At 61.3% G+C, this 24,841-nt stretch carries 22 protein-coding genes and 1 pseudogene; 13 read left to right on the plus strand and 10 right to left on the minus strand.

Annotated features, from left to right (window positions below):
* Positions 1–299: 299 nt before the first annotated feature.
* From ACP7A2_RS21805 to ACP7A2_RS21820, 4 genes are read left to right on the plus strand one after another with little or no spacing between them, the layout of a single operon-like run.
* Positions 300–773 (plus strand): MarR family winged helix-turn-helix transcriptional regulator, encoded by a 474-nt coding sequence (locus ACP7A2_RS21805; RefSeq protein ID WP_426135908.1) that lies wholly within the window; start codon positions 300–302, stop codon positions 771–773.
* Positions 770–2,227, plus strand: a complete 1,458-nt coding sequence (locus ACP7A2_RS21810) for an efflux transporter outer membrane subunit (protein ID WP_426135909.1) — start codon at positions 770–772, stop codon at positions 2,225–2,227. The genes ACP7A2_RS21805 and ACP7A2_RS21810 overlap by 4 nt, the downstream gene beginning before the upstream one ends.
* Before the next feature lie 15 nt (positions 2,228–2,242).
* Positions 2,243–3,460, plus strand: coding sequence for an efflux RND transporter periplasmic adaptor subunit (locus ACP7A2_RS21815; protein WP_426135910.1), 1,218 nt, complete (start codon positions 2,243–2,245; stop codon positions 3,458–3,460).
* A complete protein-coding gene (locus tag ACP7A2_RS21820) occupies positions 3,460–4,989 on the plus strand; it encodes a DHA2 family efflux MFS transporter permease subunit (protein ID WP_426135911.1) in 1,530 nt (509 codons plus the stop codon). The genes ACP7A2_RS21815 and ACP7A2_RS21820 overlap by 1 nt, the downstream gene beginning before the upstream one ends.
* 167 nt (positions 4,990–5,156) lie before the next feature.
* Here ACP7A2_RS21820 and lpxH read toward each other — a convergent pair whose 3' ends face one another.
* The gene (gene lpxH, locus ACP7A2_RS21825; protein WP_426135912.1) at positions 5,157–5,906 is read right to left on the minus strand and encodes a UDP-2,3-diacylglucosamine diphosphatase; all 750 of its coding nucleotides are present in this window, start codon (positions 5,904–5,906) and stop codon (positions 5,157–5,159) included.
* Entirely contained in the window at positions 5,903–6,406 is a 504-nt protein-coding gene (locus tag ACP7A2_RS21830; RefSeq protein WP_348062013.1) for a peptidylprolyl isomerase, read from the minus strand. The genes lpxH and ACP7A2_RS21830 overlap by 4 nt, the downstream gene beginning before the upstream one ends.
* 247 nt (positions 6,407–6,653) lie before the next feature.
* On the opposite strand from ACP7A2_RS21830, the gene ACP7A2_RS21835 reads away from it, so the two are divergent.
* The 3 genes from ACP7A2_RS21835 to ACP7A2_RS21845 all read left to right on the plus strand — a co-directional run bounded on the left by ACP7A2_RS21835 (position 6,654) and on the right by ACP7A2_RS21845 (position 10,753).
* A complete protein-coding gene (locus ACP7A2_RS21835) occupies positions 6,654–8,354 on the plus strand; it encodes a glutamine--tRNA ligase/YqeY domain fusion protein (RefSeq protein ID WP_426135913.1) in 1,701 nt (566 codons plus the stop codon).
* Positions 8,355–8,367: 13 nt separating this feature from the next.
* Positions 8,368–9,756, plus strand: a complete 1,389-nt coding sequence (gene cysS / locus ACP7A2_RS21840) for a cysteine--tRNA ligase (protein ID WP_426135914.1) — start codon at positions 8,368–8,370, stop codon at positions 9,754–9,756.
* A 538-nt stretch (positions 9,757–10,294) separates the two neighbouring features.
* Positions 10,295–10,753: an HIT family protein gene (locus ACP7A2_RS21845; protein WP_426135915.1), complete on the plus strand. Its 459-nt coding sequence runs from the start codon at positions 10,295–10,297 to the stop codon at positions 10,751–10,753.
* 125 nt (positions 10,754–10,878) lie between these two features.
* On the opposite strand, the gene ACP7A2_RS21850 is transcribed toward ACP7A2_RS21845, so the two are convergent.
* The 7 genes from ACP7A2_RS21850 to ACP7A2_RS21880 form a co-directional block, all read right to left on the minus strand.
* Entirely contained in the window at positions 10,879–11,217 is a 339-nt protein-coding gene (locus ACP7A2_RS21850; protein WP_426135916.1) for a Na+/H+ antiporter subunit G, read from the minus strand.
* On the minus strand, positions 11,214–11,492 hold the full coding sequence (locus ACP7A2_RS21855; RefSeq protein WP_017527140.1) for a K+/H+ antiporter subunit F: 279 nt from the start codon (positions 11,490–11,492) through the stop codon (positions 11,214–11,216). The genes ACP7A2_RS21850 and ACP7A2_RS21855 overlap by 4 nt, the downstream gene beginning before the upstream one ends.
* Entirely contained in the window at positions 11,489–11,977 is a 489-nt protein-coding gene (locus ACP7A2_RS21860; protein ID WP_426135917.1) for a Na+/H+ antiporter subunit E, read from the minus strand. Before ACP7A2_RS21860 ends, ACP7A2_RS21855 begins: the two co-directional genes overlap by 4 nt.
* A complete protein-coding gene (locus ACP7A2_RS21865) occupies positions 11,974–13,656 on the minus strand; it encodes a monovalent cation/H+ antiporter subunit D (RefSeq protein WP_426135918.1) in 1,683 nt (560 codons plus the stop codon). Before ACP7A2_RS21865 ends, ACP7A2_RS21860 begins: the two co-directional genes overlap by 4 nt.
* Positions 13,653–13,997 (minus strand): Na+/H+ antiporter subunit C, encoded by a 345-nt coding sequence (locus ACP7A2_RS21870; RefSeq protein ID WP_003192163.1) that lies wholly within the window; start codon positions 13,995–13,997, stop codon positions 13,653–13,655. Before ACP7A2_RS21870 ends, ACP7A2_RS21865 begins: the two co-directional genes overlap by 4 nt.
* Positions 13,997–16,918 (minus strand): monovalent cation/H+ antiporter subunit A, encoded by a 2,922-nt coding sequence (locus ACP7A2_RS21875; protein ID WP_426135919.1) that lies wholly within the window; start codon positions 16,916–16,918, stop codon positions 13,997–13,999. The genes ACP7A2_RS21870 and ACP7A2_RS21875 overlap by 1 nt, the downstream gene beginning before the upstream one ends.
* Positions 16,919–17,110: 192 nt before the next feature.
* The gene (locus ACP7A2_RS21880; RefSeq protein WP_426135920.1) at positions 17,111–18,040 is read right to left on the minus strand and encodes a DMT family transporter; all 930 of its coding nucleotides are present in this window, start codon (positions 18,038–18,040) and stop codon (positions 17,111–17,113) included.
* A 92-nt stretch (positions 18,041–18,132) separates the two neighbouring features.
* Here ACP7A2_RS21880 and ACP7A2_RS21885 point away from each other — a divergent pair, with 92 nt between their 5' ends.
* The 6 genes and pseudogenes from ACP7A2_RS21885 (at position 18,133) to ACP7A2_RS21910 (ending at position 23,334) form a co-directional block, all read left to right on the plus strand.
* A complete protein-coding gene (locus ACP7A2_RS21885) occupies positions 18,133–18,696 on the plus strand; it encodes a helix-turn-helix domain-containing protein (RefSeq protein ID WP_426135921.1) in 564 nt (187 codons plus the stop codon).
* Positions 18,697–18,851: 155 nt separating this feature from the next.
* Positions 18,852–20,048, plus strand: a complete 1,197-nt coding sequence (locus tag ACP7A2_RS21890) for an SfnB family sulfur acquisition oxidoreductase (protein WP_426135922.1) — start codon at positions 18,852–18,854, stop codon at positions 20,046–20,048.
* 10 nt (positions 20,049–20,058) lie between these two features.
* The gene (locus ACP7A2_RS21895) at positions 20,059–20,385 is read left to right on the plus strand and encodes an acyl-CoA dehydrogenase (RefSeq protein WP_426135923.1); all 327 of its coding nucleotides are present in this window, start codon (positions 20,059–20,061) and stop codon (positions 20,383–20,385) included.
* A complete protein-coding gene (locus ACP7A2_RS21900; protein WP_426135924.1) occupies positions 20,385–21,764 on the plus strand; it encodes an LLM class flavin-dependent oxidoreductase in 1,380 nt (459 codons plus the stop codon). Before ACP7A2_RS21895 ends, ACP7A2_RS21900 begins: the two co-directional genes overlap by 1 nt.
* Positions 21,765–21,831: 67 nt before the next feature.
* Positions 21,832–21,927: pseudogene (locus tag ACP7A2_RS21905) on the plus strand (ABC transporter ATP-binding protein); the annotation flags it as partial.
* A 12-nt stretch (positions 21,928–21,939) separates the two neighbouring features.
* Positions 21,940–23,334, plus strand: coding sequence for an FAD/NAD(P)-binding protein (locus tag ACP7A2_RS21910; protein ID WP_426135925.1), 1,395 nt, complete (start codon positions 21,940–21,942; stop codon positions 23,332–23,334).
* 400 nt (positions 23,335–23,734) lie between these two features.
* Here ACP7A2_RS21910 and ACP7A2_RS21915 read toward each other — a convergent pair whose 3' ends face one another.
* On the minus strand, positions 23,735–24,796 hold the full coding sequence (locus ACP7A2_RS21915; protein WP_426135926.1) for an FUSC family protein: 1,062 nt from the start codon (positions 24,794–24,796) through the stop codon (positions 23,735–23,737).
* Positions 24,797–24,841: the final 45 nt, after the last annotated feature.

The raw sequence follows: 24,841 nt of genomic DNA on the forward strand, positions 1-24,841 counted from the left end.
CGGCCCACGGATTCAAGCCTGCGTGCGGGCACACCGAGCCTAAGCGAGGTGCCGAGTGGTGGGGCGAAGACCTTTTGCTTACTTTTGGGTCTTTCCAAAAGTGAGCCGCTGTAAGAGCGGAACCATAAGCAGCCGTCACCACAGCAACGGATATGCACTCACCCCCCCCCCCCCCCAAAAACCATCCCCATCTTTCGCAAAAATACCAAGCAAGCTAATAATTCCATTTGACATTCGCTGCCTAAGCAGTAACATCTTGTCATACATTCACTGCCTAGGCAGTAATAAGGTGACTTCCGATGACCCACTACACCCCTGACAGCTTCCGCAACTGCCATCTAGGCCTGCTGCTGGGCCGTGCTGCGCTGCTCAAGGACCGCATCATCGACACCCACATGGAACCCCACGGCGTCACCGCCGCGCAGTTCAAAGTGTTGATCATCATCGCCCAATTCGACATCGACACCCCGGCCGAGCTGTGCCGCAACCTGTCCCTGGACAGCGGTTCCATGACCCGCATGCTCGACCGGCTCGAGCAAAAGGGCCTGCTCGCGCGCAAGCGTTCCGAACTCGACCGGCGCCAGGTCCAGCTGGTGCTCACCGAAGACGGCCAACGCCTGGCAGACATGCTGCCGCACATCGGCGCGCAGTCGATGAACGAACTGGCCGGCGCGTTGGCGCCGGGCGAGTTGCAAACCCTGGAAGCCATCCTCACCAAAATTCTCATAGCTGCCGGTGACGCCATCGTCATCCAGCGGGTAGGTAATCAATGAACACACGCGCACTGAGCCTGGTGCTGGTGGCAATGAGCATGGCGGGTTGCGCCAACTTCAGCGGCCTCGATACCCAGGGCAAACGTCTCGACGCCAACACCCTGCAAACCGGCAAGACCCTGAGCGGCGTAACCCTCTCAAGCGCCGCCTGGCCAAGTGCCGACTGGTGGAAAAGCCTGGGCGACCCACAGCTCGACGGGTTGATCGCCGAAGCCTTGCAAAACAGTCCCGACATGCAAGTCGCCAGCGCCCGCGCCCATCAGGCCGAAGCCGCAGCCTATGCCGCCAACGCCGCACGCCTGCCGACCCTGGACGCCAGCGCCGGCGTGAGCCGTTCGCGTCTGGCCAAGGACCAGGACCCACGCGGCGAGGGCGATGCCTACGCCACCGTGCGTAACATCGGTGCCAGCTTCAATTACAACTTCGACCTCTGGGGTGGCCAGCGCGCCGCCTGGGAAGCCGCGTTGGGCGAAGCCCGTGCTGCCGAAGTCGATCAACAGGCCGCGCGCCTGACCCTGGCCGCCAACGTGGCCAAGGCTTACAGCGATCTGGGCCAGGCGCACATCGTGCGTGACCTGGCGAATGACGACCTCAAGCGCACCCGCCAGATGCTCGAATTGAGCCAGCGTCGCCTCAGTTCCGGCATCGACAGCCAGTACCAGTACCAACAAACTGAAAGCCTCGAAGCCAGCTCCCAGTCGCAACTGATCGATGCGGAAAAACAACTGCAGAGCGCCAAGATCAGCCTGGCCGTATTACTCGGCAAAGGCCCCGACCGGGGCAGTGAGCTGGCGCGCCCGAACGTGCTGAAACCCAGCGCTGTGGCCGTGCCCTCCGTCCTGCCCGCTGAGTTGCTCGGCCGTCGCCCGGACCTGATCGCCGCCCGCTGGCGCGTCGAGGCCGCAAGCAAAAACGTCGCTGCGAGCAAAACCCGCTTCTACCCCAACCTCAACCTGAGCGCGAGCGCCGGGGCGGAATCGTTGTTGGGTGACGCGATGTTCGGTTCGGCCAGCCGCTTCTTCAGCATTGCGCCGACGATCTCGTTGCCGATTTTCGACGGTGGCCGCCTGCGTGCCGACCTCGATGCCCGCGATGCCGATTACGACCTGGCCGTGGCGCAGTACAACAAAACCCTGGTGCAAGCCTTGGGCGATATCGGCAACGGCCTGGTGCAGTTGCGTGAAACCGGGCGGCAGATCCAGGCGCAGCAACACGCCGCAGACATCGCCCAGCAGTCCTACGACACCGGCGTTCAGCGTTACAGCTCAGGTATCGGTAACTACCTGGACGTGCTCAGCATCGAGCAGCAACTGCTGCAGGCCCAGCGTCAGCTGGCGACGCTGAATGCCGCGCAAATCGATCTGTCGATTCAATTGATGCAAGCCCTGGGTGGCGGATTTAACGCCGATAACGTGGCCGCGACCACGACCCGTCCCGCCACCCGTACGGAATAATTTGAGGTATTTGTCATGGCCACTGCCGACAGCAACAACACACACGAACAACCCAAAGAGCAACCCAAAGAAGATAGCAACCCGCGCAAACGCAAAGTCTTGCTGATCGGCCTGGCGCTGATCGTGATTCTCTGCGGCGTGGGCGTCTGGGGCTGGTATGAATTCTACGGGCGCTTCAGCGAAAGCACCGACGATGCCTATGTAAACGGCAACGTGGTGGAAATCACCCCGCTGGTTACCGGCACCGTGGTGAGCATCGGCGCTGACGATGGCGACCTGGTTCATGAAGGCCAGGTGCTGATCAACTTCGACCCGAACGACGCCGCCGTCGGCCTGCAAAGTGCCCAGGCCAACCTGGCCCGCACCGTGCGCCAGGTGCGTGGTTTGTACAGCAACGTCGATGGGATGAAAGCCCAGGTCAATGCACAGAAAGCCGACGTGCAGACGGCTCAGGACAACTATAACCGTCGTAAAACTCTGGCCCAGGGCGGGGCGATTTCTCAGGAAGAGCTGTCCCATGCCCGTGACAGCCTGACGGCGGCAAAAAACGCGCTGACTAACCTTGAGCAACAACTCAAGACCAGCAACGCGCTGGTCGATGACACGGTGATTTCATCGCACCCGGATGTGCAGGCCGCCGCCGCGCAATTGCGTCAGGCCTACCTGGCCAATGCGCGTAGCACCTTGATTGCGCCGGTCACCGGTTATGTCGCCAAGCGCACCGTGCAATTGGGTCAGCGGGTCCAGCCGGGCACTGCACTGATGGCAGTGATTCCGCTGAATCAGCTGTGGATCGACGCCAACTTCAAGGAAACCCAACTGCGCGACATGCGTATCGGCCAACCGGTGGATATCGAAACGGATATCTACGGCAGCGATGTGAAGTACAGCGGCACTGTCGACAGCCTCGGCGCCGGCACCGGCAGCGCGTTTGCCCTGCTGCCTGCGCAGAACGCCACGGGTAACTGGATCAAGATCGTGCAACGGGTACCGGTGCGCATCCACGTGAATGCCGAAGAATTGGCCAAGAACCCTTTGCGCGTGGGCTTGAGCACGGTAGTCACGGTGGACCTGCACGACACCAGCGGCCCGGTGCTGGCGCAACAGGCGCCGCAGAAGGCCTCGTTCACCACTAACGTGTACGACCGCCAACTGGCCGAAGCCGACGCCATGATCACGCAGTTGATTCATGACAACAGCAGTGCCGCGGCTCCCAAGGCTGCGCAACGCTGATGAGCAATAACGCCTCCTTCACGCCACCCAGCCTGTTGATGGCCACTATTGGCCTGTCGCTGGCGACCTTTATGCAGGTGCTCGACACCACCATCGCCAACGTGGCGTTGCCGACTATTTCCGGCAACCTGGGCGTAAGTTCGGAGCAAGGCACCTGGGTGATCACCTCGTTTGCGGTGAGTAACGCGATCGCCTTGCCGCTGACCGGCTGGTTAAGCCGCCGGTTTGGCGAGGTGAAGCTGTTTCTTTGGGCGACCCTGCTGTTTGTGCTGGCGTCGTTCCTGTGTGGTATTTCCACCTCGATGCCCGAGCTGATCGGCTTTCGCGTGCTGCAAGGCTTGGTGGCGGGGCCGTTGTACCCGATGACCCAGACCCTGCTGATTGCGGTCTATCCACCGGCAAAACGCGGCATGGCCCTGGCGTTACTCGCCATGGTCACGGTGGTGGCGCCGATTGCCGGACCGATTCTGGGTGGGTGGATCACCGACAGCTACAGCTGGCCGTGGATCTTCTTCATTAACGTGCCCATCGGCATCTTTGCGGTGATAGTGGTGCGCTCGCAATTGAAGAAGCGCCCGGTGGTCACCAGTTACCAGCCAATGGATTACATCGGCTTGCTTAGCTTGATCGTTGGTGTTGGCGCTCTGCAAATCATCCTCGACAAGGGCAACGACCTCGACTGGTTTGAATCGAATTTCATCATCATTGGTGCGGCAATTTCGGTGGTTGCCCTGGCGGTGTTTGTTATTTGGGAAATGACCGACAAACACCCGGTGGTCAACCTGCGGCTGTTCGCGTATCGCAACTTCCGCATCGGCACCATCGTGTTGATTCTCGGCTACGCGGGCTTTTTCGGCATCAACCTGATCCTGCCGCAATGGCTGCAAACCCAGATGGGCTACACCGCAACCTGGGCAGGCCTGGCAGTGGCGCCGATCGGCATTTTGCCGGTGCTGATGTCGCCGTTTGTCGGCAAGTACGCGCACAAGTTCGACCTGCGCTTGCTGGCCGCCCTGGCGTTCCTGGCGATTGGCTTGAGCTGCTTTATGCGGGCCGGTTTCACCAATGAGGTGGACTTCCAGCACATCGCGATGGTGCAGTTGTTCATGGGGATCGGCGTGGCGCTGTTCTTTATGCCGACCTTGACCATCCTGATGTCCGACTTGCCGCCGGCGCAAATTGCCGACGGTGCTGGCCTGGCAACGTTCCTGCGCACGCTGGGCGGCAGCTTTGCGGCGTCGCTGACCACCTGGATCTGGATTCGCCGGGCAGACCAGCACCATGCGTACATGAGTGAAAACATGACCACCTACGACTCGGCGACCCGCGACGCCTTGCAGGCGCTGGGTGGGGCAGGGCAGAAGGCGTATGCGCAGCTGGATCAGATCCTCACCAGCCAGGCGTACATGATGTCCACCGTGGATTACTTCACGCTGCTGGGGTGGATGTTCATGGGGCTGATGTTGCTGGTATGGCTGGCGAAGCCGCCGTTCGGCGCCAAGGCCGGGCCTGAGGCCTCCGGCCACTGATCATGGGATGTACGCGGTCAAAAATGTGGGAGCTGGCTTGTGTGGGAGCTGGCTTGCCTGCGATGCAGACACCTCGGTGTAGCAGATGTACCGAGGTGATGCTATCGCAGGCAAGCCAGCTCCCACATTTTGATCTCTGTTCACATTGGATCGGGGGTGTTTGAGGTTCAGGCGCCAGGCAGTGCCAGCTGTGGGTTCACAAAATCAAACGCCGCCAACTGAAACCCTTGCTCATCCACCTGCAACGCCCAGCCCTGCTTGTCCCAATCCCCCAGCACAATGCGCTTGGCCGCTTGCTCACCAATCTGCAACTTATGGATCGCCGGGCGGTGCGTGTGGCCGTGGACCAGGGTGCGCACGCCGAATTGCTGCATTACCCGCGGCACTTCCTCGGGCGTTACATCAACAATGTCGTTGGCCTTCATGCGCGTCTGCGCGCGGCTTTCACTGCGCAGTTTGCGCGCCAGTTTATGGCGGGTACGCAAGGGCAGATGGCGCAGAATAAACAGTACAAGCGGGTTACGCAGAATGCGCCGCAGCTTCATGTAGCCGACGTCGCGGGTGCAGAGGCTGTCGCCGTGCATCAAGAGCACGGGTTCGCCGTAAAACTGCACGACACTCGGGTCCTTCAGCAAGGTGGCGCCTGCTGCTTTGCAGAACGCTTTGCCGATCAGGAAATCGCGGTTGCCGTGCATGATAAAAACCGGGGTGCCGCTGTCGCTCAGCTCGCGCAGAGCCTCGCCAATCGAACGCTGGAAAGGCGTCATCCCATCGTCGCCAATCCAGGCTTCAAAAAAGTCCCCCAGAATGTACAACGCCTGGGCGCCACGGGCGCGGCCGTGGAGCAAATCCAGAAACGCCCGGGTAATGTCCGGGCGTTCCTCTTCCAGATGCAAATCTGAAATCAGTAATATCACCCAACGATCTCGGCTTTCTCGACGATAACGTCTTCTACCGGAACGTCCTGGTGACCGGCTTTACCGGTGGTCTGCACGCCTTTGATCTTGTCAACGACGTCCTGGCCTTCGGTGACTTTACCGAATACCGCGTAACCCCAACCCTGGGTGTTCTTGCCAGTGTGGTTGAGGAAGGCGTTGTCGGCGACGTTGATGAAGAACTGCGCGGAGGCCGAATGCGGCTCCATGGTACGGGCCATGGCGACGGTGTACTTGTCGTTGGAAAGGCCGTTGTCCGCTTCGTTCTGGATGCTTGGGCGCTTGTCTTTCTTTTCTTTCATGCCAGGCTCGAAACCGCCGCCCTGGACCATGAAGTTGCCGATGACACGGTGGAAAACAGTGTTTTCGTAGTGGCCGGCGTTCACGTACTCGATGAAGTTGGCGACGGTGATCGGCGCTTTCTCGGCGTTCAGCTCGATGACGATGTCACCGTGGTTGGTGGTCAGTTTGACTTGAGTCATGTTCATTACTCTTTTCAGGGAATTCGTGGGTTTGGGTGCCTGGCACCACGACCGGTATGGCGAAATTGCGGCCAAGGCGCGCAGTTTAGCGTGCCCTGCAGGAATTTCGAGGTGGTTTTTTACCGCCGGTGCAATAAATGCAGCAGTTTTTGGCCGCGCTCTGTCAGGTACTTGACAGCATCGGCTATGATATCGCCTTTGTTTTGTCGGCCTAGCCCGGCCACGTACTTGTCTGTTCAAGGATCCTATGAGCAAGCCCACTGTCGACCCTACCTCGAATTCCAAGGCCGGACCTGCCGTCCCGGTCAATTTCCTGCGCCCGATCATCCAGGCGGACCTGGATTCGGGCAAGCACACGCAGATCGTCACCCGCTTCCCGCCAGAGCCCAACGGCTACCTGCACATCGGTCACGCCAAGTCGATCTGTGTGAACTTCGGTCTGGCCCAGGAATTCGGTGGCGTCACGCACCTGCGTTTCGACGACACCAACCCGGCCAAGGAAGACCAGGAATACATCGACGCCATTGAAAGCGACATCAAATGGCTGGGTTTTGAATGGTCCGGTGAAGTGCGCTATGCGTCCAAGTATTTCGACCAGTTGTTCGACTGGGCCGTCGAGCTGATCAAGGCCGGCAAGGCCTACGTCGACGACCTGAGCCCGGAACAGGCCAAGGAATACCGTGGCACCCTGACCGAGCCTGGCAAGAACAGCCCGTTCCGTGACCGCTCGGTTGAAGAGAACCTGGACCTGTTCGCCCGCATGAAGGCCGGCGAGTTCCAGGACGGCGCTCGTGTACTGCGTGCCAAGATCGACATGGCCTCGCCGAACATGAACCTGCGCGACCCGATCATGTACCGCATCCGCCACGCCCATCACCATCAAACCGGTGACACGTGGTGCATCTACCCGAACTACGACTTTACCCACGGTCAGTCGGACGCCATCGAAGGCATCACGCACTCCATCTGCACCCTGGAGTTTGAAAGCCATCGCCCGCTGTACGAATGGTTCCTCGACAGCCTGCCGGTTCCGGCGCACCCGCGTCAGTACGAATTCAGCCGCCTGAACCTGAACTACACCATCACCAGCAAGCGCAAACTCAAGCAGCTGGTGGATGAGAAGCACGTGCACGGCTGGGACGACCCACGCATGTCGACGCTGTCGGGCTTCCGCCGTCGCGGCTACACCCCGGCGTCGATCCGCAACTTCTGCGACATGGTCGGCACCAACCGTTCCGACGGCGTGGTTGACTTCGGTATGCTCGAATTCAGCATCCGTCAGGACCTCGACGCAAACGCCCCGCGCGCCATGTGCGTGCTGCGCCCGTTGAAAGTCGTGATCACCAACTACCCGGAAGGCCAGGTCGAAAACCTCGAACTGCCGCGTCATCCGCAAAAAGAAGAACTCGGCGTGCGCAAGCTGCCGTTTGCCCGTGAAATCTACATCGACCGTGATGACTTCATGGAAGAGCCGCCGAAGGGCTACAAACGCCTGGAGCCGAATGGCGAAGTGCGCCTGCGTGGCAGCTACGTGATCCGTGCCGACGAAGCGATCAAGGACGCCGATGGCAACATCGTCGAACTGCGTTGCTCCTACGACCCGGAAACCCTCGGCAAGAACCCTGAAGGCCGCAAGGTCAAAGGCGTGGTTCACTGGGTGCCGGCTGCGGCCAGCATCGAGTGCGAAGTGCGCTTGTACGATCGCCTGTTCCGTTCGGCCAACCCCGAGAAGGCCGAAGACAGCGCGAGTTTCCTCGACAACATCAACCCTGACTCCCTGCAAGTACTCACTGGTTGTCGTGCCGAGCCATCGCTTGGCGACGCACAGCCGGAAGACCGTTTCCAGTTCGAGCGCGAAGGTTACTTCTGCGCGGATATCAAGGACTCCAAACCCGGTCATCCGGTATTCAACCGTACCGTGACCTTGCGTGATTCGTGGGGCCAGTGATTAAGGAACTCTCGTGCTAACGATCTACAACACACTCAGCAAGACCAAAGAGGTCTTCAAACCGCTGGATGGCAACAAGGTGCGCATGTACGTGTGCGGCATGACCGTGTACGACTACTGCCACATCGGCCACGGCCGCAGCATGGTTGCCTTCGACCTGGTGACCCGCTGGTTGCGATTCAGCGGTTATGACCTGACCTATGTGCGCAACATCACCGACATCGACGACAAGATCATCAATCGCGCCAACGAAAACGGCGAGTCGTTCGACGCGCTGACCGAGCGCATGATTGCGGCGATGCACGAGGACGAGGCGCGCCTCAACATCCTCAAGCCCGACATGGAACCGCGTGCCACGGACCACATCCCGGGCATGCACGCGATGATCCAGACCCTGATCGACAAGGGTTACGCCTACGCTCCAGGCAACGGCGACGTGTACTACCGCGTCGCCAAGTTCATGGGCTACGGCAAGCTGTCGCGCAAGAAAATCGAAGACCTGCGCATCGGTGCGCGTATCGAAGTTGACGAAGCCAAGCAAGACCCGCTGGATTTTGTGCTGTGGAAAGGCACCAAGCCCGGCGAGCCGAGCTGGGAGTCGCCCTGGGGCGCCGGGCGTCCGGGCTGGCACATCGAATGCTCGGTGATGTCCACCTGCTGCCTGGGCGAGACCTTCGACATTCATGGCGGCGGCAGCGACCTTGAGTTCCCGCACCACGAAAACGAAATCGCCCAAAGCGAAGCCGCCACCGGCAAGACCTACGCCAACGCCTGGATGCACTGCGGCATGATCCGCATCAATGGCGAGAAGATGTCCAAGTCCTTGAACAACTTCTTCACCATTCGCGACGTGCTGGAAAAGTACCATCCGGAAGTGGTGCGCTATTTGTTGGTGTCGAGCCACTACCGCAGCGCCATCAACTATTCGGAAGATAACCTCAAGGACGCCAAGGGCGCCCTGGAGCGGTTCTACCATGCGTTGAAAGGCTTGCCATCCGTGGCGCCTGCAGGCGGTGAAGCGTTTGTTGAGCGCTTTACCCAGGTGATGAACGACGACTTCGGTACGCCGGAAGCCTGTGCGGTGCTGTTTGAGATGGTGCGTGAGATCAACCGGTTGCGTGAGAGTGATCTCGACGCGGCGGCGGGTTTGGCGGCGCGTTTGAAAGAGCTGGCCAGTGTGCTGGGCGTGTTGCAGATGGAAGCCGATGACTTCCTGCAAGCGGGCGCGGAAGGGCGTGTGGATGCGGCTGAAGTGGATGGGTTGATTCAGGCGCGTTTGGCGGCTCGGGCGAACAAGGACTGGGCGGAGTCTGACCGGATTCGTGACCAACTGACTGCGATGGGTGTGGTGTTGGAAGACGGAAAGGGTGGGACGACGTGGCGGTTGGCTGATCAAGCCTGATCGCTGATTGCTGAATAGAAAACGCCCCGACTGGTTCGGGGCGTTTTTTTGTGCGGGGTACACGCGATCCAAATGTGGGAGCTGGCTTGCCTGCGATGGCATCAACCCGGTTTGCCCTGATGTACCGAGGTGTCTGCATCGCAGGCAAGCCAGCTCCCACAGAGAAGCGGACCAGTGTATGAAGATGGTGAAGTCTTACTCGGTCAGAACTGTGGGAGCGGGCTTGCTCGCGAATGCGGTGGGTCAGTTGATGGATTTGGTGGCTGATGCACCGCATTCGCGAGCACGCCCGCTCCCACAGTTTTTACGCTCTGAGTTGTGTTGGCGCTGAGGTTCAGGATTCAAATAATGGTTAATCTCTGCGGCGGATTCAGACTGTCTTTAATCATTGCAAATCTCCTGGAGTATGAGATCCACTAGCCAACGCTGAGAAACGATACCCCGGTCACTGTATTTGCAATGACATGTTTGACGCGCCGAATCGTAGCTTTAGATGGCCCACACGACCAAACCCATGATGAAACTGGCGGTGATTTAAATGGATTGTATTTTTTGCAGCATCGTTCGAAAGACCTCTCCCGCCCACATTCTGTGGGAGGACGAGCAGCACATGGCGTTCCTCTCGATCTTCCCCAACACCCCGGGTTTCAGCGTGGTTATCCCCAAGCAACACTACGGCAGCTACGCGTTTGCGCAGTCGGATGAGGTGCTGGCCGGGCTGGTGGTGGCGGCGAAGAAAACCGCGTTGCAGATTGATCGGGCATTTCCCGATGTGGCGCGCACGGGAATGATGCTGGAGGGGTACGGGGTGGATCACTTGCATGCGAAGTTGTTTCCCATGCATGGGACCCGTTCGGACAGTGCGTTCAAACCGTTGAGTTCTAAGGTGGATAAGTTTTTCGAGGCTTATGAAGGCTATATTTCGTCCCATGACCATGCGCGGGCGGATGATGCGGCGCTGGCGGAATTGGCGGCGCACATCCGATCTTTTGCCTGACACCCATCCAAATGTGGGAGCTGGCTTGCCTGCGATGAGGGTGTGTCAGCCACCGAATAGATTGGCTGGGCCACCGCTATCGCAGGCAAGCCAGCTCCCGCATTTGACCGTGTTTACTTCAGGGCTCAGCGGCGGCTGCTGACTTCGGCGGGCACATCGTCACCGGCCATGCGCTTGCGGAACAGCGCCGTACGCGCCAACAGCAACGTGGTCACCGGCACCGTGATCGACAGCAAAATCGGAATCAGCCAGCCGTGCAACACCGGGCCGGATTTGAGCGTCGAAAAGTAAATAATCGACGCCAGCGCCACACACCACGCGCCCAAAGTCGAGGCCAGTGCCGGCGGGTGCATGCGCTGGAAAAAGTCCTTCATGCGCAACAACCCCACCGCGCCAATCAGCGCGAATACGCTGCTCAATAGCAGCAGCACCGCCACCACCACTTCCACCCATAACGGCATCATTCAATCACCTCGCCACGCAGCAGGAATTTCGCCAGGGCAAACGAGCCCACGAAGCCAAACAGCGCAATCAGCAGCGCCGCTTCAAAGTAGGTGTCACTGGCGTAACGGATGCCGAGCACCAGCATCATCAGCATCGCCAGGATGTACAGGTAGTCCAGCGCGAGTACCCGGTCCTGGGCCGAAGGGCCTTTGAACAGGCGCACCAGCGTCAGCACCATGGCCAGGGAGAACAGGAACAGGCTGAACAGGATCGCATTGGCGAGCAGGGCGCTCATTCGAAGATCTCCATCAGGGGCCGTTCGTAGTCGTGTTTGAAGTGCTGGATAAAGCGCGCTTCATCCTCTAGGTCGAACACGTGCAGCAACAGGATGCTGCGGTCCAGCGCCAGTTCCGACCAGACCGTGCCGGGCGTGACGCTGGTGATCATCGCCAGCACGGCCAGCCCGTTGGCGTCGCGCAGGTCCAGGGGGATTCTGATAAAGCCGGAACGTGGCGGCCGCGCGCCGCAGGTCAGGATGCCCCAGGCCACGGCGAGGTTGGAGATGATCACGTCACGCCCCACCCGGAAGAACAGACGAATAATCACCCCAGGGCGACGAATGCGGATCGGCAAAGGCCGCAGCGGCGCCATCAGCAGCGGCGCAAGCAAGCCCAGCAGTGCACCGAGCAACAGGTTGCCGGGGCTCATGGACAGGTTCAGCACCAGCCACAATAGCCACAATGCCAGCGACAACCATGGGGCAGGAAACAGGCGCTTCATGGCTGCACCTCCAGCGCGGCGGCCTTGGCTTCAGGGCTTGGCACCGGGCGTGTTGCCATGACGGCCATCACGTAGTTCTCGGGGTTGTTCAGGCTCTGGGCGGCGCCCTGGGTGTAGCGCATCAACGGTTCGGCCTTGAACGTCAGCAGCACGCTGAGGCCGAGCAGGAAGAAGATCGGCACGCACTCATAACGGCGCAGCAGGGGCGATGGGCGCTCTTCCGGGGTCCAGAAACGCTGGATCCCCAGGCGCGCGAAGGCGATCAGCGAGGCCAGCCCGGAGAGGATCAGCAGCGCCACAAGGCCCCACGCGGCAGGGCGGATCGGCTCATCCACCGCATTGCCCAGGCCCATTGGGTTGATCAGCGCACTCAACAGGCTGAGCTTGCCGATAAACCCGGACAACGGCGGCATGCCGATAATCAGCAGTGCACAGGCCACAAAGCTCAAGCCGAGGAACGCCATGGTCCACGGAATCACCTGGCCGACGACGGCTTTCTGTTCGTCATCAAGGTTCACGCCGGGACGCGGGTGCAGGGATTCCATGGCTTTGGGCAGCGCATCGATTTCCTCATCCAGCGGCAAATCGTTGGCTGAGCGCGAACGCTCGATCAGCTCGGCCAACAGGAACAACGCGCTCAATGCCAGGGTGGAACTGACCAGATAGAACAACGCGCCAGCGGTGAGGCTCGGTTGAGCAAAACCGACTGAAGACAGCAAAATTCCGGCCGAGACCAGAATGCTCAGGCTGGCCATACGCTCCAGCCTCTGGGCTGCGATCATCGCCAGTGCCGCGCAAATAATCGTCGCCATGCCGCCGTACACCAGCCAGTCGCCGCCGAACAACGCCGAGGCACCGGCCTGGCCGGAGAACAGCAGCGTCCACAGGCGCAGCACGGTGTACACGCCGACCTTGGTCATGATCGCGAACATCGCCGCCACCGGCGCACTGGCCGAGGAATAGGCGGGCGCCAGCCAGAAGTTCAGCGGCCACATGCCGGCTTTGGCCAGGAATGCCGTGGCCAGAATCGCCGCACCGGCGTGCAACAGGCCGCGGTCGGCCTCAGGCACCAGCGGGATTTTCAGCGCCAGGTCAGCAAAGTTCAGTGTACCGGTCACGCCGTAGATCATCGCCGCGCCAATCAGAAACAGCGACGAGGCCAGCAGGTTGATCGCGATGTAATGCAGCCCCGACGACACCCGCGCGCGGCCCGAGCCGTGCAGCATCAGGCCATAGGACGCGGCCAGCAGCACTTCGAAAAACACGAACAGGTTAAACAGGTCAGCGGTCAGGAAGGCGCCGTACAGCCCCATCATCTGAATCTGAAACAACGCGTGAAAACTGGTGCCCGCACGGTCCCAGCGCGCCATGGCAAACAGCAGCGCGCTCACGCCGATGACCCCGGTCAGCACCAGCATCAGTGCCGACAATTGGTCGACCACCAGCACAATGCCGAACGGCACTTGCCAGTTGCCGGGCAGGTACACGCCAATCGAGCCGGGGCCGCCTTTTTGCGTCCAGTACAGCAGCAGAATCGCGATACCCAGGCCCAGCATGCTCGAGACCAGATTGATCTGAGCCTTAAGCGGCCGGCGCTTTTCGCCGAGCATCAGCATCAGGCCGGCGGTCAGCAGCGGCAGCAGGATTGGCGCGACGATCAGTTGGTTGACCCAATTCATTCCTTGGGCTCCCGGCCGTCTACATGGTCGGTGCCGGTCAGGCCACGGGAGGCCAGCAGCACCACCAGAAACAAGGCGGTCATGGCAAAGCTGATCACGATGGCCGTCAGCACCAGGGCTTGGGGCAAGGGGTCGGTGTAGTTGAGCAAGTCTTGCGGCACGCCGTCCTTGATGATCGGCTCTTTGCCGATGAACAGGCTGCCCATGCTGAAAATGAACAGGTTGACCCCGTATGACAACAGGCACAGGCCCATCACGACCTGGAAGGTCCGTGGCCGCAGGATCAACCAGACGCCGGAGGCCGCCAGGACCCCAATGGCAATTGCGATGACTTCTTCCATCAGGCGGCTCCTTCCGTAGCGGCAACGGCTTTGGCCTGGTTGCTCGGTTTGTGCGCCCGCACGGATTGGTGACCGAGGGCGGTGAGCATCAGCAGCGTCGAGCCGACGACCATGGCGTACACGCCGACGTCGAAGAACAAGGCGCTGGCGATATGGATGTCACCCAGCACCGGCAGGCTGAAATGCCAGGTATGGGTGGTGAGGAACGGGTACCCGGCAAACAGCGCGCCGAGCCCGGTCAGCGTGGCTGAAAGCAAGCCGAAGCCCATCCAGCGCATCGGCCGCAGGCTCATCTGCGCCTCGACCCACTGCGTACCGGCGACCATGTATTGCAGGATAAACGCCACCGACATCACCAAGCCTGCGACGAAACCACCGCCCGGTTGGTTGTGGCCGCGCATAAACAGGTAGAACGACACCACCAGCGCAATCGGCAGCAGCAGGCGCACCAGCACCGCCGGTACCATCATGAAGCCCAGCGCGGTATCGCTGGCCTGGCGCGGGTTGACCAAATCGGTCGCCACGTCCTGCGCCAGTTGGCGCTGTTGTGCGGGCAGTTGCATGCTTTCCCTGGACGGGCGGAAGCGCCGCAGCAAGGCGTACACGGTCAGTGCCACGGCGCCGAGCACGGTGATTTCGCCGAGGGTGTCGAAACCCCGGAAGTCCACCAGCATCACGTTCACCACATTGCTGCCGCCGCCTTCGGGCAGCGCGCGGCTCAGGTAGAACGAGGAAATGTCGTTGGGCGTCTGGCGCGTCAGCATCGCGTAAGAGAGCAACGCCATGCCGCCGCCGACCACGGTGGACAGCAGGAAGTCGCGCAGGCGGCGAATGCGCGCCTTGCGCAGCGAGCCCGGCAATGGCGAGACTTCTTCGATCCGCCGTGGCAGCCAGCGCAGGCCCAGCAGGATCAGCACGGTGGTGACCACTTCGACCACCAATTGCGTGAGCGCCAGGTCCGGCGCCGAGAACCACACGAAGGTGATGCAGGTCATCAGCCCGCACACACTGACCATGGTCAGGGCTGCCAGCCGGTGGTACTTGGCTTGCCAGGCGGCGCCGAGGGCGCATGCGATTGCCAGCACCCAGAGGGTCACGAACACGATGGAGCCCGGAATCTTCGGCCGGTCGCCCCAGCTGAGGCCGCTGTTGAGCATGGGGATCAACCCGGCGATCACCGCCGCCAGTACCAGCAGGAACAACTGGGTTTGCAGGCGCTTGGTGCTCATGCGTTTTTCGATCTTGCGCACGCCGCGCATCATCACCACCAGGCAGCGCTCGAACATGCGCTTGCCATTGAAGTAGCTGATGATCGGCGGGTATTTGAAGCGGCCGCGCTTGAGTTGCTTGCGCAGCATCAGGTACAGCACCACGCCGCCACACATGGCCACCAGGCTCATGATCATCGGCGCGTTCCAGCCGTGCCAGATGGCCAGGCTGTATTCGGGCAGCACGCCGCCCACCACTGGCAAGGCAGCAGCGGCGAGGATTGAACCGACCACCTGGGCCGGGAAAATCCCCACCAGCAGGCAGGTGAACACCAGCAATTCAACCGGCGCACGCATCCAGCGCGGCGGCTCATGCGGGGTGTGCGGCAAGTCTGTGGCGGCGGGGCCGAAGAACACATCGACCGTAAAGCGCAGCGCGTAGGCCACGCTGAACGTGCCGGCGATGGTCGCAATGGCGGGCAGGGCGATTTCTACCCAGGCTGTCGACGAAATAAACACGGTTTCGGCGAAAAACATCTCCTTGGACAGGAAGCCGTTGAGCAATGGCACACCCGCCATCGAGGCGCTGGCAACCATCGCCAACGTCGCCGTAAACGGGATCAACCGCACCAGACCGCTGAGCTTGCGGATATCCCGCGTGCCGCTCTCGTGGTCAATGATGCCCGCCGCCATGAACAAGGAGGCTTTAAAGGTGGCGTGGTTGAGAATATGGAACACCGCAGCGACGGCGGCCAGCGGGCTATTCAGGCCCAGCAGTAAGGTGATCAGGCCAAGGTGGCTGATGGTGGAGTAGGCCAGCAGGCCCTTTAGATCGTTCTGGAACATGGCGCAGTAAGCGCCGAGGAGGAGGGTAATAGCGCCGGCGCCGCCGACGATCCAGAACCATTCTTCGCTGCCGGACAGCGACGGCCACAGGCGGGCCAGCAGGAACACGCCGGCCTTCACCATCGTGGCCGAGTGCAAATAGGCTGAAACCGGCGTCGGCGCCGCCATTGCGTGGGGGAGCCAGAAATGGAACGGGAACTGCGCGCTTTTGCTCAAGGCGCCGATCAGCACCAACGCCAGCATCACCGGGTACAGCGAATGCGCGCGAATCTGATCGCCCGCCGCCAGCACCTGGTCGAGGTCGTAGCTGCCGACGATATGCCCCAGCAGCATCACGCCCGCCAGCAGGCACAAGCCCCCGGCGCCGGTGACCATCAGGGCCATATACGCACCGCGCCGTGCGTCGGCGCGGTGGTGCCAGTAACCGATCAGCAGGAATGAAAACAGGCTGGTCAGTTCCCAGAAGAACACGATCTGGATCAGGTTGCCGGAGATCACCAGCCCGAGCATGGCGCCCATGAAGGCCAGAAAAAACGCAAAGAAGCGCGGCACCGGGTCGTCCGGCGACATGTAATAGCGCGCATACAGCGCCACCAGCGTACCGATGCCGAGCACCAGCATCGAGAACAGCCAGGCGAACCCGTCCATGCGCAACACGAAGTTCAGCCCAAGGCTGGGCAACCACATGAATTCTTCGCGGATCACGCCACCGTGGGCGATCTGGGGGTAGAGCAGGGCGACTTGAACGGTGCCGATCAGCGCCACCAGGCCGGCGAGCAGGGATTCGGTGTTACGTGCATTGTGCGGCAGCAAGGCCGCCAGACAGCTGCCGATAAAAGGCAGAAGCAGTAGAACTATCAGGGACATAGGCTTCTAATCTGCGGGAGTTTGGGATGCATCATACGTGCCGCTTTCTCGATCACCAAACGGCAAGATGTGGCAGGATCCTACAAGGTAGGCCGAAACTTCCTATATGCAGGTGTTTCAGAGCTGACCGTTCCCTGTGGAAGCCGGGCTTGCCCGCGATAGCGATCCAACGGGCGCCACAGCACTCGGACCTCAGCCCTGACGCTCCTGTTCCAACGCATCCTGCAGTTCAACAGCCTTCTGCGCCTTGGTTTTCATCTCACTCACAATCACCGCCGCCACAATCAACGCGGCCCCCAGCATCGCAATCGGCGGGAAACGCTCGCCGGCAATCCGCCCGACCACGCCAGCCCACACCGGCTCCCCGGCATAAATCAACGTGGCCCGCGTTGGCGAAACACTCTGCTGGGCCCAGTTCATCGCCACCTGAATCACCGCACTGGTCAAGCCCAGGCCCACCGCGCTGAACAGCAGCAGCCACGAGAACCCCGGCAACCGCTCGCCCATCGGCACCACCATCATGAATGACAGCACCGACGCCGTGGCCAGTTGAACCACCGTCACCCGGCGCACATCGACCTGCCCGGCAAATGCACTGATCAAAATAATCTCGGCTGCAATGGCGATTGCGCCGATCAACGTAGCGATTTCGCCGGGGCTGAAATTCAGCGAAGCGCCCGCAGGCCCGGTCAACAGCATCAGCCCGGCAAACGCCAGCATGATGCCAATGCTCGGCATCAACCCCGGGCGACGGCCCAGCACCATCCATTGCAGCAGAGGCACAAACGGCACGTAGAGCGCGGTGATAAACGCCGACTGGCTGCTCAAGATGGTTTGCAAGCCAATCGTCTGCAGGCCATAGCCAAACATGATCGCCACGCCGATAAACACGCCGGCCTTCAATTCAAACAGCGTCAGGTCGCGCAGGGTGCGCAAGGAAAAGAAGCCCACCACAACCGCCGCTGCGGCAAACCGCAGGCCCACAAAAAACATCGGCCCGCTGACGGTCATGGCGTGCTGCACCAGCAAAAAGGTGCCGCCCCAGATCATCGTGATCACCACCAGGATGCATTCGGCTTTGCTGAAACGGTTGAAACGCGAAGGGGAGTTCGGGGCAGTCATGGCGGCTCGGTCTTGCAAGGGAAAGGCACGGACCGCACAATGCGCCGCACGCTGGGCAGTATACTGCGCACACCCACCCATTGAGCAATATAGTGCACAAAGAAAATCCACAACGGGCTTCGGTCCTGCAACACGTGAGCCAGAATGTCCGTCGGCTGCGCCATGCTGCGGACCTGAGCCAAACCGCGCTATCGGAAAAATCCGGCGTCAGCCGGCGCATGCTGGTGGCCATCGAGGCGGGCGAGAAAAATGTCAGCCTGTCCACCCTGGATCGCGTTGCCGAGGCCCTGAACGTGGCGTTCAGCGACCTGATCCAGGCCCCGGACGCGCCCGATCACAGCCGCATCAACGAACTGGCGTGGGCTGGCGATATTCCCGGCAGCAAAGCCGTATTGCTGGCCAGGGCCAATGCCAGGCGTGAAGTGGAATTGTGGGAAATGCGCCTGGAGCCGGGTGATCGCTACAGCCCCGAGCCGGACCCGGTAGGCTGGAGCGTGCAGCTGTTTGTGTTCGAAGGCAGCCTGACCCTGATCGTCGATGGCGACGAAAAACACGTCGCCGCCGGTGAGTTCTTTATGTTCGCCAGCCTTCACGCCCACGGCTATCGCAATGACGGCGAGGTGGCGGTGCGCTTCGTGCGCAATGTGGTGATCTAACTGTTCGCCCCGCAACAGTGGATCGACACTTTGCTGGTTTAACACGCGAATAAGCGCACTGTATTCACCGCAACCCTCTGATTTTATTGCTTATTAAAATCGGGCACGACTCCTGCAATCACTCCGTTATCTCATTCGGAGCCTGGAGTCGGCCCATGTCAGCCCACCCTCAACACCCTGCCCATATCATCCGCTCGGACGCCGAAGCCATCGAGGTTGCCACGCGGTTAGCTGCGCGTTTTGCGGTCGACGCCAGCGAGCGCGACCGCGAGCGCCGCCTGCCGGTGGCTGAACTCGACGAATTTTCCGCCAGTGGCCTGTGGGGCATCACCGTTCCCAAAGCCTACGGCGGCGCCGAGGTGTCTTACGTGACCGTGGCCGAGGTGATCAAATTGATCTCCGCCGCCGACCCGTCTTTAGGGCAAATTCCGCAAAACCATCTCGGCGTGGTGGACATCCTCCTGCAGACCGCGACGGAGCAGCAAAAGCAGGATTACTTCGGCAAGGTCCTGCAAGGCTACCGGTTCGGCAACGCCTTCTCCGAAGCCAAAAGCAAAAACGCCGGCACCTTCGACACACAAATTCGCGTCCACGGCGACACCGCGCAAATCAATGGCGAGAAGTTCTACTGCACCGGCGCGTTGTTCGCCCATATCGTGCCCACTGTCGGTAATAACGAAAACGGCCAGGCGTTTATCGCCTTCGTCGAACGCGATGCTCCGGGCCTAAACGTTGTCGACAGTTGGGACGGCTTTGGCCAGCGCACCACCGCCAGCGGCGGCGTGACCCTCGACGGCGTCAGCGTGCCCCTGAGCGCGGTGATCCCCGCGCACCAGGCATTCGACCAACCCACCGCCAATGGCCCGATCTCGCAAATCATCCAGGCGGCGGTCGACACCGGCATCGCCGTCGGCGCCCTTGAACAGGCCAAGATCTACGCCCGCCAGGCGCGCCCGTGGATCGACAGCCAACAGGATCACGGCTGGCAAGACCCGTTCACCATCGCCGCGATTGGCGACCTGCAGTGGCGCGTGCACGGCACCGAAGCCATCCTCGCCAAAGCCGGCAAGGCCGTGGACCTGGCCCTCGCCGAGCCAAATGAAGACACGGTGGCCAACGCGTCCTTTGTCGTCGCCCAGGCCAAGGTGTTGTCCGCCGAAACCGCGTTGCTCGCCAGCAGCAAACTGTTCGAACTGGCCGGTACCCGCTCGGTCACCGGCAAACACAACCTCGACCGTTTCTGGCGCAACGCACGCACCCACACCCTGCACGACCCGGCCCGCTGGAAATACCACCTGATCGGCAACTTCGTGCTCAACGGCGTGAAGCCTGCGCGCCACGCCTGGAACTGAGGAGCTTGCCATGACTGCACTAAACCTCGCGCGCCAACTGCTGGACAGCACCCGCCGCCACGTCGAGACAAGCGACGACCCTTACGTGATCAGCCGCTTCGGCGATTGGCAGATCCGCGTCGATGTAGCCGCCGCCTTGCTGGAACGCGCCGAAACTCACCCCAGCCTGGTCGCCGCCACCGAAGCGCACATCGCCGCTGCCGAAGCCTTGCTGTTTGCCAGTGCCACCGAATTCGAATTGACCGGCCAGCGCACCGCGCTGCCGCCGACGCTGGATGACCCGCTGCGCGACAAATACAGGGTTGTCGGCAACTACCACCTCAACGGAGTGCTTTGATGTCCCGTGAAATCCGCTTGAATGCCTTCGACATGAACTGTGTTGGCCACCAATCTCCCGGCTTGTGGGCGCACCCGCGCGACCGTTCGTGGCAGTACAAGGACCTGGAATACTGGACCGACCTGGCTAAAATCCTTGAGCGCGGCAAGTTCGACGGCCTGTTCATCGCCGACGTGCTGGGCATCTACGACGTGTACAACGGCAACGGTGACGCGGCGATTCGCCAGGCCACGCAAGTGCCGGTCAACGACCCGCTGTCGCTGATCGCGCCGATGGCGCTGGTCACCGAACACCTGGGGTTTGGCCTGACGGCTTCATTGTCATTCGAACATCCGTATCCGTTCGCGCGCCGCCTCTCGACCCTTGATCACCTGACCAAAGGCCGCATCGGCTGGAACATCGTCACCTCCTACCTGGAAAGCGGCGCGAAAAACCTCGGCCAGAAAGCCCAGACCGAACACGACGCGCGCTATGACTACGCCGAGGAATACCTGGAAGTTTGCTACAAACTCTGGGAAGGCAGCTGGGAAGAGGGCGCCGTGCTGCGCGACCGCGAACGCCGGATCTTCAGCGACCCGAGCAAAATCCACGAGATCCGCCACGTCGGCAAGCACTTCCAGGTGCCCGGCATTCACCTGTGCGAGCCCTCGCCGCAGCGCACGCCGGTGCTGTATCAGGCCGGTGCATCCAGCCGTGGCAAGCAATTCGCCGCCGAGCAGGCCGAGTGTGTGTTCGTTGCCGCCCCGTCCAAGGTGCTGTTGAAAAAGACCGTCGCCGATATCCGCCGTCGCGCCGCCGAAGCGGGGCGTGATCCGAGGAAAATCCTGATTTTCAACTTGCAGACGGTGATCGTCGGCGAGACCGACTCACAGGCCAAAGCCAAGTTCGACGACTACAAAGCCTACGTCAGCTACGAAGGCGCGATGGCGCTGATCTCCGGCTGGACCGGTATCGATTTCAGCCAGTTCAAGCCGGATGAGCCGCTCAAACACGTGCACACCAACGCCATCCAGTCGGCGGTGGAAGCGTTCTCCACGGCCGATCCGAACAAGGTCTGGACGCCGAACGAACTGGCCGATTGGGTGGGCATCGGCGGCTTTGGGCCGCTGTTCGTGGGCGGCCCGCAAACCGTGGCGGACCTATTGCAGGAGTGGATTGAAGAGACCGACGTGGACGGTTTCAATCTCGCTTATGCGCTGACCCATGAAACCTTTGTCGACGCCGTTGACCTGCTGGTGCCCGAGCTGCAAAAGCGTGGCGTGTACAAGACCGAATACGCCCAGGGCACGTTGCGCGAGAAGCTGTTTGGCGACGGCGCACGCTTGGGCGCCCATCACCCCGGTGCGAGCTACCGCGACCTCAAGGCCACCACGCTCTAACTGAAACACCTCGGTCACTGTGGGAGCTGGCCGTGTGCTGATCCAAATAATCCCGCCAGCGGACCGCTTTACGCTGGATACTCGGCGGGTGGCCTTGAGTGGCAGCGCCGCTGAACCGTTGGCGCGGGGCGATCTGCATGATATTTACCTGGGTAAACAGTAAGGGCGAACCTGCATGACTGAATCCATCCGCAACGCTGATGTGCTGATCATCGGTGGCGGCCTGAGCGGCACGATGCTGGCGGTGCAATTGCTGCGCCTGCCTGGGCAGCGGCATATTCTGGTGATCGAACCGCGCGCCGAACTTGGCCGTGGCGAGGCCTATAGCGCGGTCGAACTGGGCCACACCTTGAACGGCAACGCCGCGCGCATGAGCGTTGACCCGGACAACGCCGACGACCTGACCCAATGGCTCACCGACTACATCGGCGCTGGCGGTTGGCCCGAGTCTTTTGAGCAACCTGTGCCGATCAGCGAACTGTTCCCGCCGCGCGGGATTTTTGGTGTGTATGCCCAGCAGCGTTTGGCGCAAGCCAAAGCGTTATCCGCGTCCACCGTCGAGCACGTGCGCGCCGAGGTGGTCGATCTGCAGGTGGACGAGACGTCCACGTTTGTGACCCTTGATAACGGCGAGCAATTGCGTGGCGCTTACGCGGTATTGGCCACCGGTATGTTTCCGGCGGCGCGCACGCCACAGACCGAATCCAGCGGCTTGAACGCGGCGGCGGTGGACCCGTGGGACGTCAAGGCCATGGCCCATATCGACCCACAGGCGACGGTGCTGATCATCGGTTCCGGGCTGACTATGGTGGATGCTGTGGTGTCCCTGGAACAAGCGGGCCATCGCGGGCCGATCGAGATTTTTTCACGCCACGGCTTGCTGCCCCACGTGCGACGGCAGCCGCCGAGCTGGGTGGATTTTCTGGCCGAGGACCACAGCGTGCGCAGCCCTCGGCAACTGTTGCGTGAAGTGCGTCGGCAATGCCGCTTTGCGCAGGCGCAGGGTATTGATTGGCAAGCGCCGCTGGACACCGTGCGGGCGCACATTGGGCGCTTGTGGAGCCAGGCCAGTGAGCGTGAAAAGCGCCAGTTCGTGCGCCATGTGCGGCCGTGGTGGGAAAGCCATCACCATCGCTCGCCGCCGTTGAGCGCGCAGCTGGTGGCGCGCTTGCAGGGGGAGGGACGGTTGCGGGTTCAGGCGGCGTCGTTCAAGGGCTTGGTGCCTTCGCAGGAGGGGGTACGTATCCGTCTGCGTCATCGCGGCGAGCAGGCGATGGTTGAGGTGTCGGGCGCGGCGCTGATCAACTCCAGCGGCATTGAGTACGACTGGCGCCGCGTCGCCAAGCCGTTGCCGCAGCAGTTGCTCAAGCGCGGGTTGATCCAGCCTGGGCCGCTGGCGCTGGGGATTGCGGCAGATACATCGGGGGCGTTGGTGGATGCTCAAGGTCGGGTGAGTCACCGGTTGTTTGCCATGGGCCCGCCGTTGCGCGGAGTATGGTGGGAAAGTACCGCAGTGACGGATGTGGCGATTCAAGCCAAGGCGCTGGCCGCCAAACTTGCACATCTCTAGCTGATGCAGCGCCCTTATGGCATGCAGACTTCCTTGTGGCGAGCGGGGCTGTCGTGGCGAGCGGGCTTGTTGTGGCGAGCGGGCTTGCCCCGCGTTGGGCTGCGCAGCAGCCCCAAAACCCGCCGCCAAAGAGTGCCTGATACACCGCATTCGTCTTCACTGGGGGCGCTGCGCACCCCAACGCGGGGCAAGCCCGCTCGCCACGACAGCCCCGCTCGCCACAACAAGCCCGCTCTAAACCCCAGGCAAAAAAAAGCCCGCTGGGGCGGCGGGCTTGATGTGCAACGTTTGTAACGGATGAGGCTCTACCCTACGTCTCTGAATGTGAATAAAGCGTGAAAAATATGTAAGAGAAACTATGAAAGTAAAGACGGGTGTAAACGCGGCGAAAGGCCATCTCCTAGATCTTCCAATGTCCGGCACTTTTGGCCAGTCGCTGGCGCATACCTTCCACATTCGCTGCCAGCTGTAGCGTCAACAACCGATACCCATCCAGCGCGCTGTAAACCGGCGTATCCAGGATTGGCTCACCACTTCCCACTGCGCTCGGCCGCTCCAACCGCTCCGTCACGCCAGACTTCAACGCCCGCGCCATGCCGACCAGTTGCACCCGAATCTGCCGGTGTTCGGCCTTCAACATCATCTGCATCCTTGCCATCGCCTGCTCATCCCGTGGGTCCGGCCGGGTATTGCCCAGAATCTCCAGCGTGCTGATGCACATCCTCAAATGCCGCTGGATGGCATCCAGCTCCGTCATGGAAATTCTCACTTCCTTGGACACCGACGGCATTAACGAACGCAATTGCAGCATGGCCGCGTTCAGTCGGTTGAGCTGCTTGAGGTGTTCATCGTCGGTGACTGACTGGCCGCTGATGATGCGGCTGTAAATCGCCGCGCAGTCGCGCAGGGCGCTGGCCAGGTTGTAGCGCCACGAGTACACGGCATACAGCGGCAGGGCGAACGAGAAGGCCAGGGCCAGGGCGATGCCGATGAGGATGTCGACGGTGCGCCACAAGCCGTCCGATAGCGGGTTGTCGCCGTGGCCGGCGACGATAAACACAGTGATCGCCGACAGCAACGCGATGTAGCCGCCTTTGCCGATGGCGTGGTAGGAGAAGAACCCGCACACGATGGACATCAGCAAATAGGTCACCAGCGGTTGGCCCAGGTAGGCCTGTTGCGCCACGATCGCCAGGCCGACGCTGGCGCCGATCAGGGTGCCGTAAGCGCGCTCCACGGCTTTTTTGCCGATGTTGCCGTGGTGTTGCAAGCCGCCGATCACGATCAGCATGGTCACCGAGGCCCACTCACCGTGGGGCAGGTTGATGCCGGTGGTGAGGAGGATAGTGGCCAGCAAGCCGATGGACACGCGCACGGCGTGGATCAGCTTGGCGTGGCGGTAGCGGCGGTAGGGATCGAGTAGGGGGCGCAGCAGGCGCCGGGCGAAGAGGGGCAGGTTCATCGTTATTAAAAGGGCCTCGGTGGTCAGGGTGAATAAGATTTACTG

Source organism: Pseudomonas sp. PWP3-1b2 (assembly GCF_049896045.1).
GTDB classification, from domain to species: Bacteria; Pseudomonadota; Gammaproteobacteria; order Pseudomonadales; family Pseudomonadaceae; genus Aquipseudomonas; species Aquipseudomonas antarctica_B.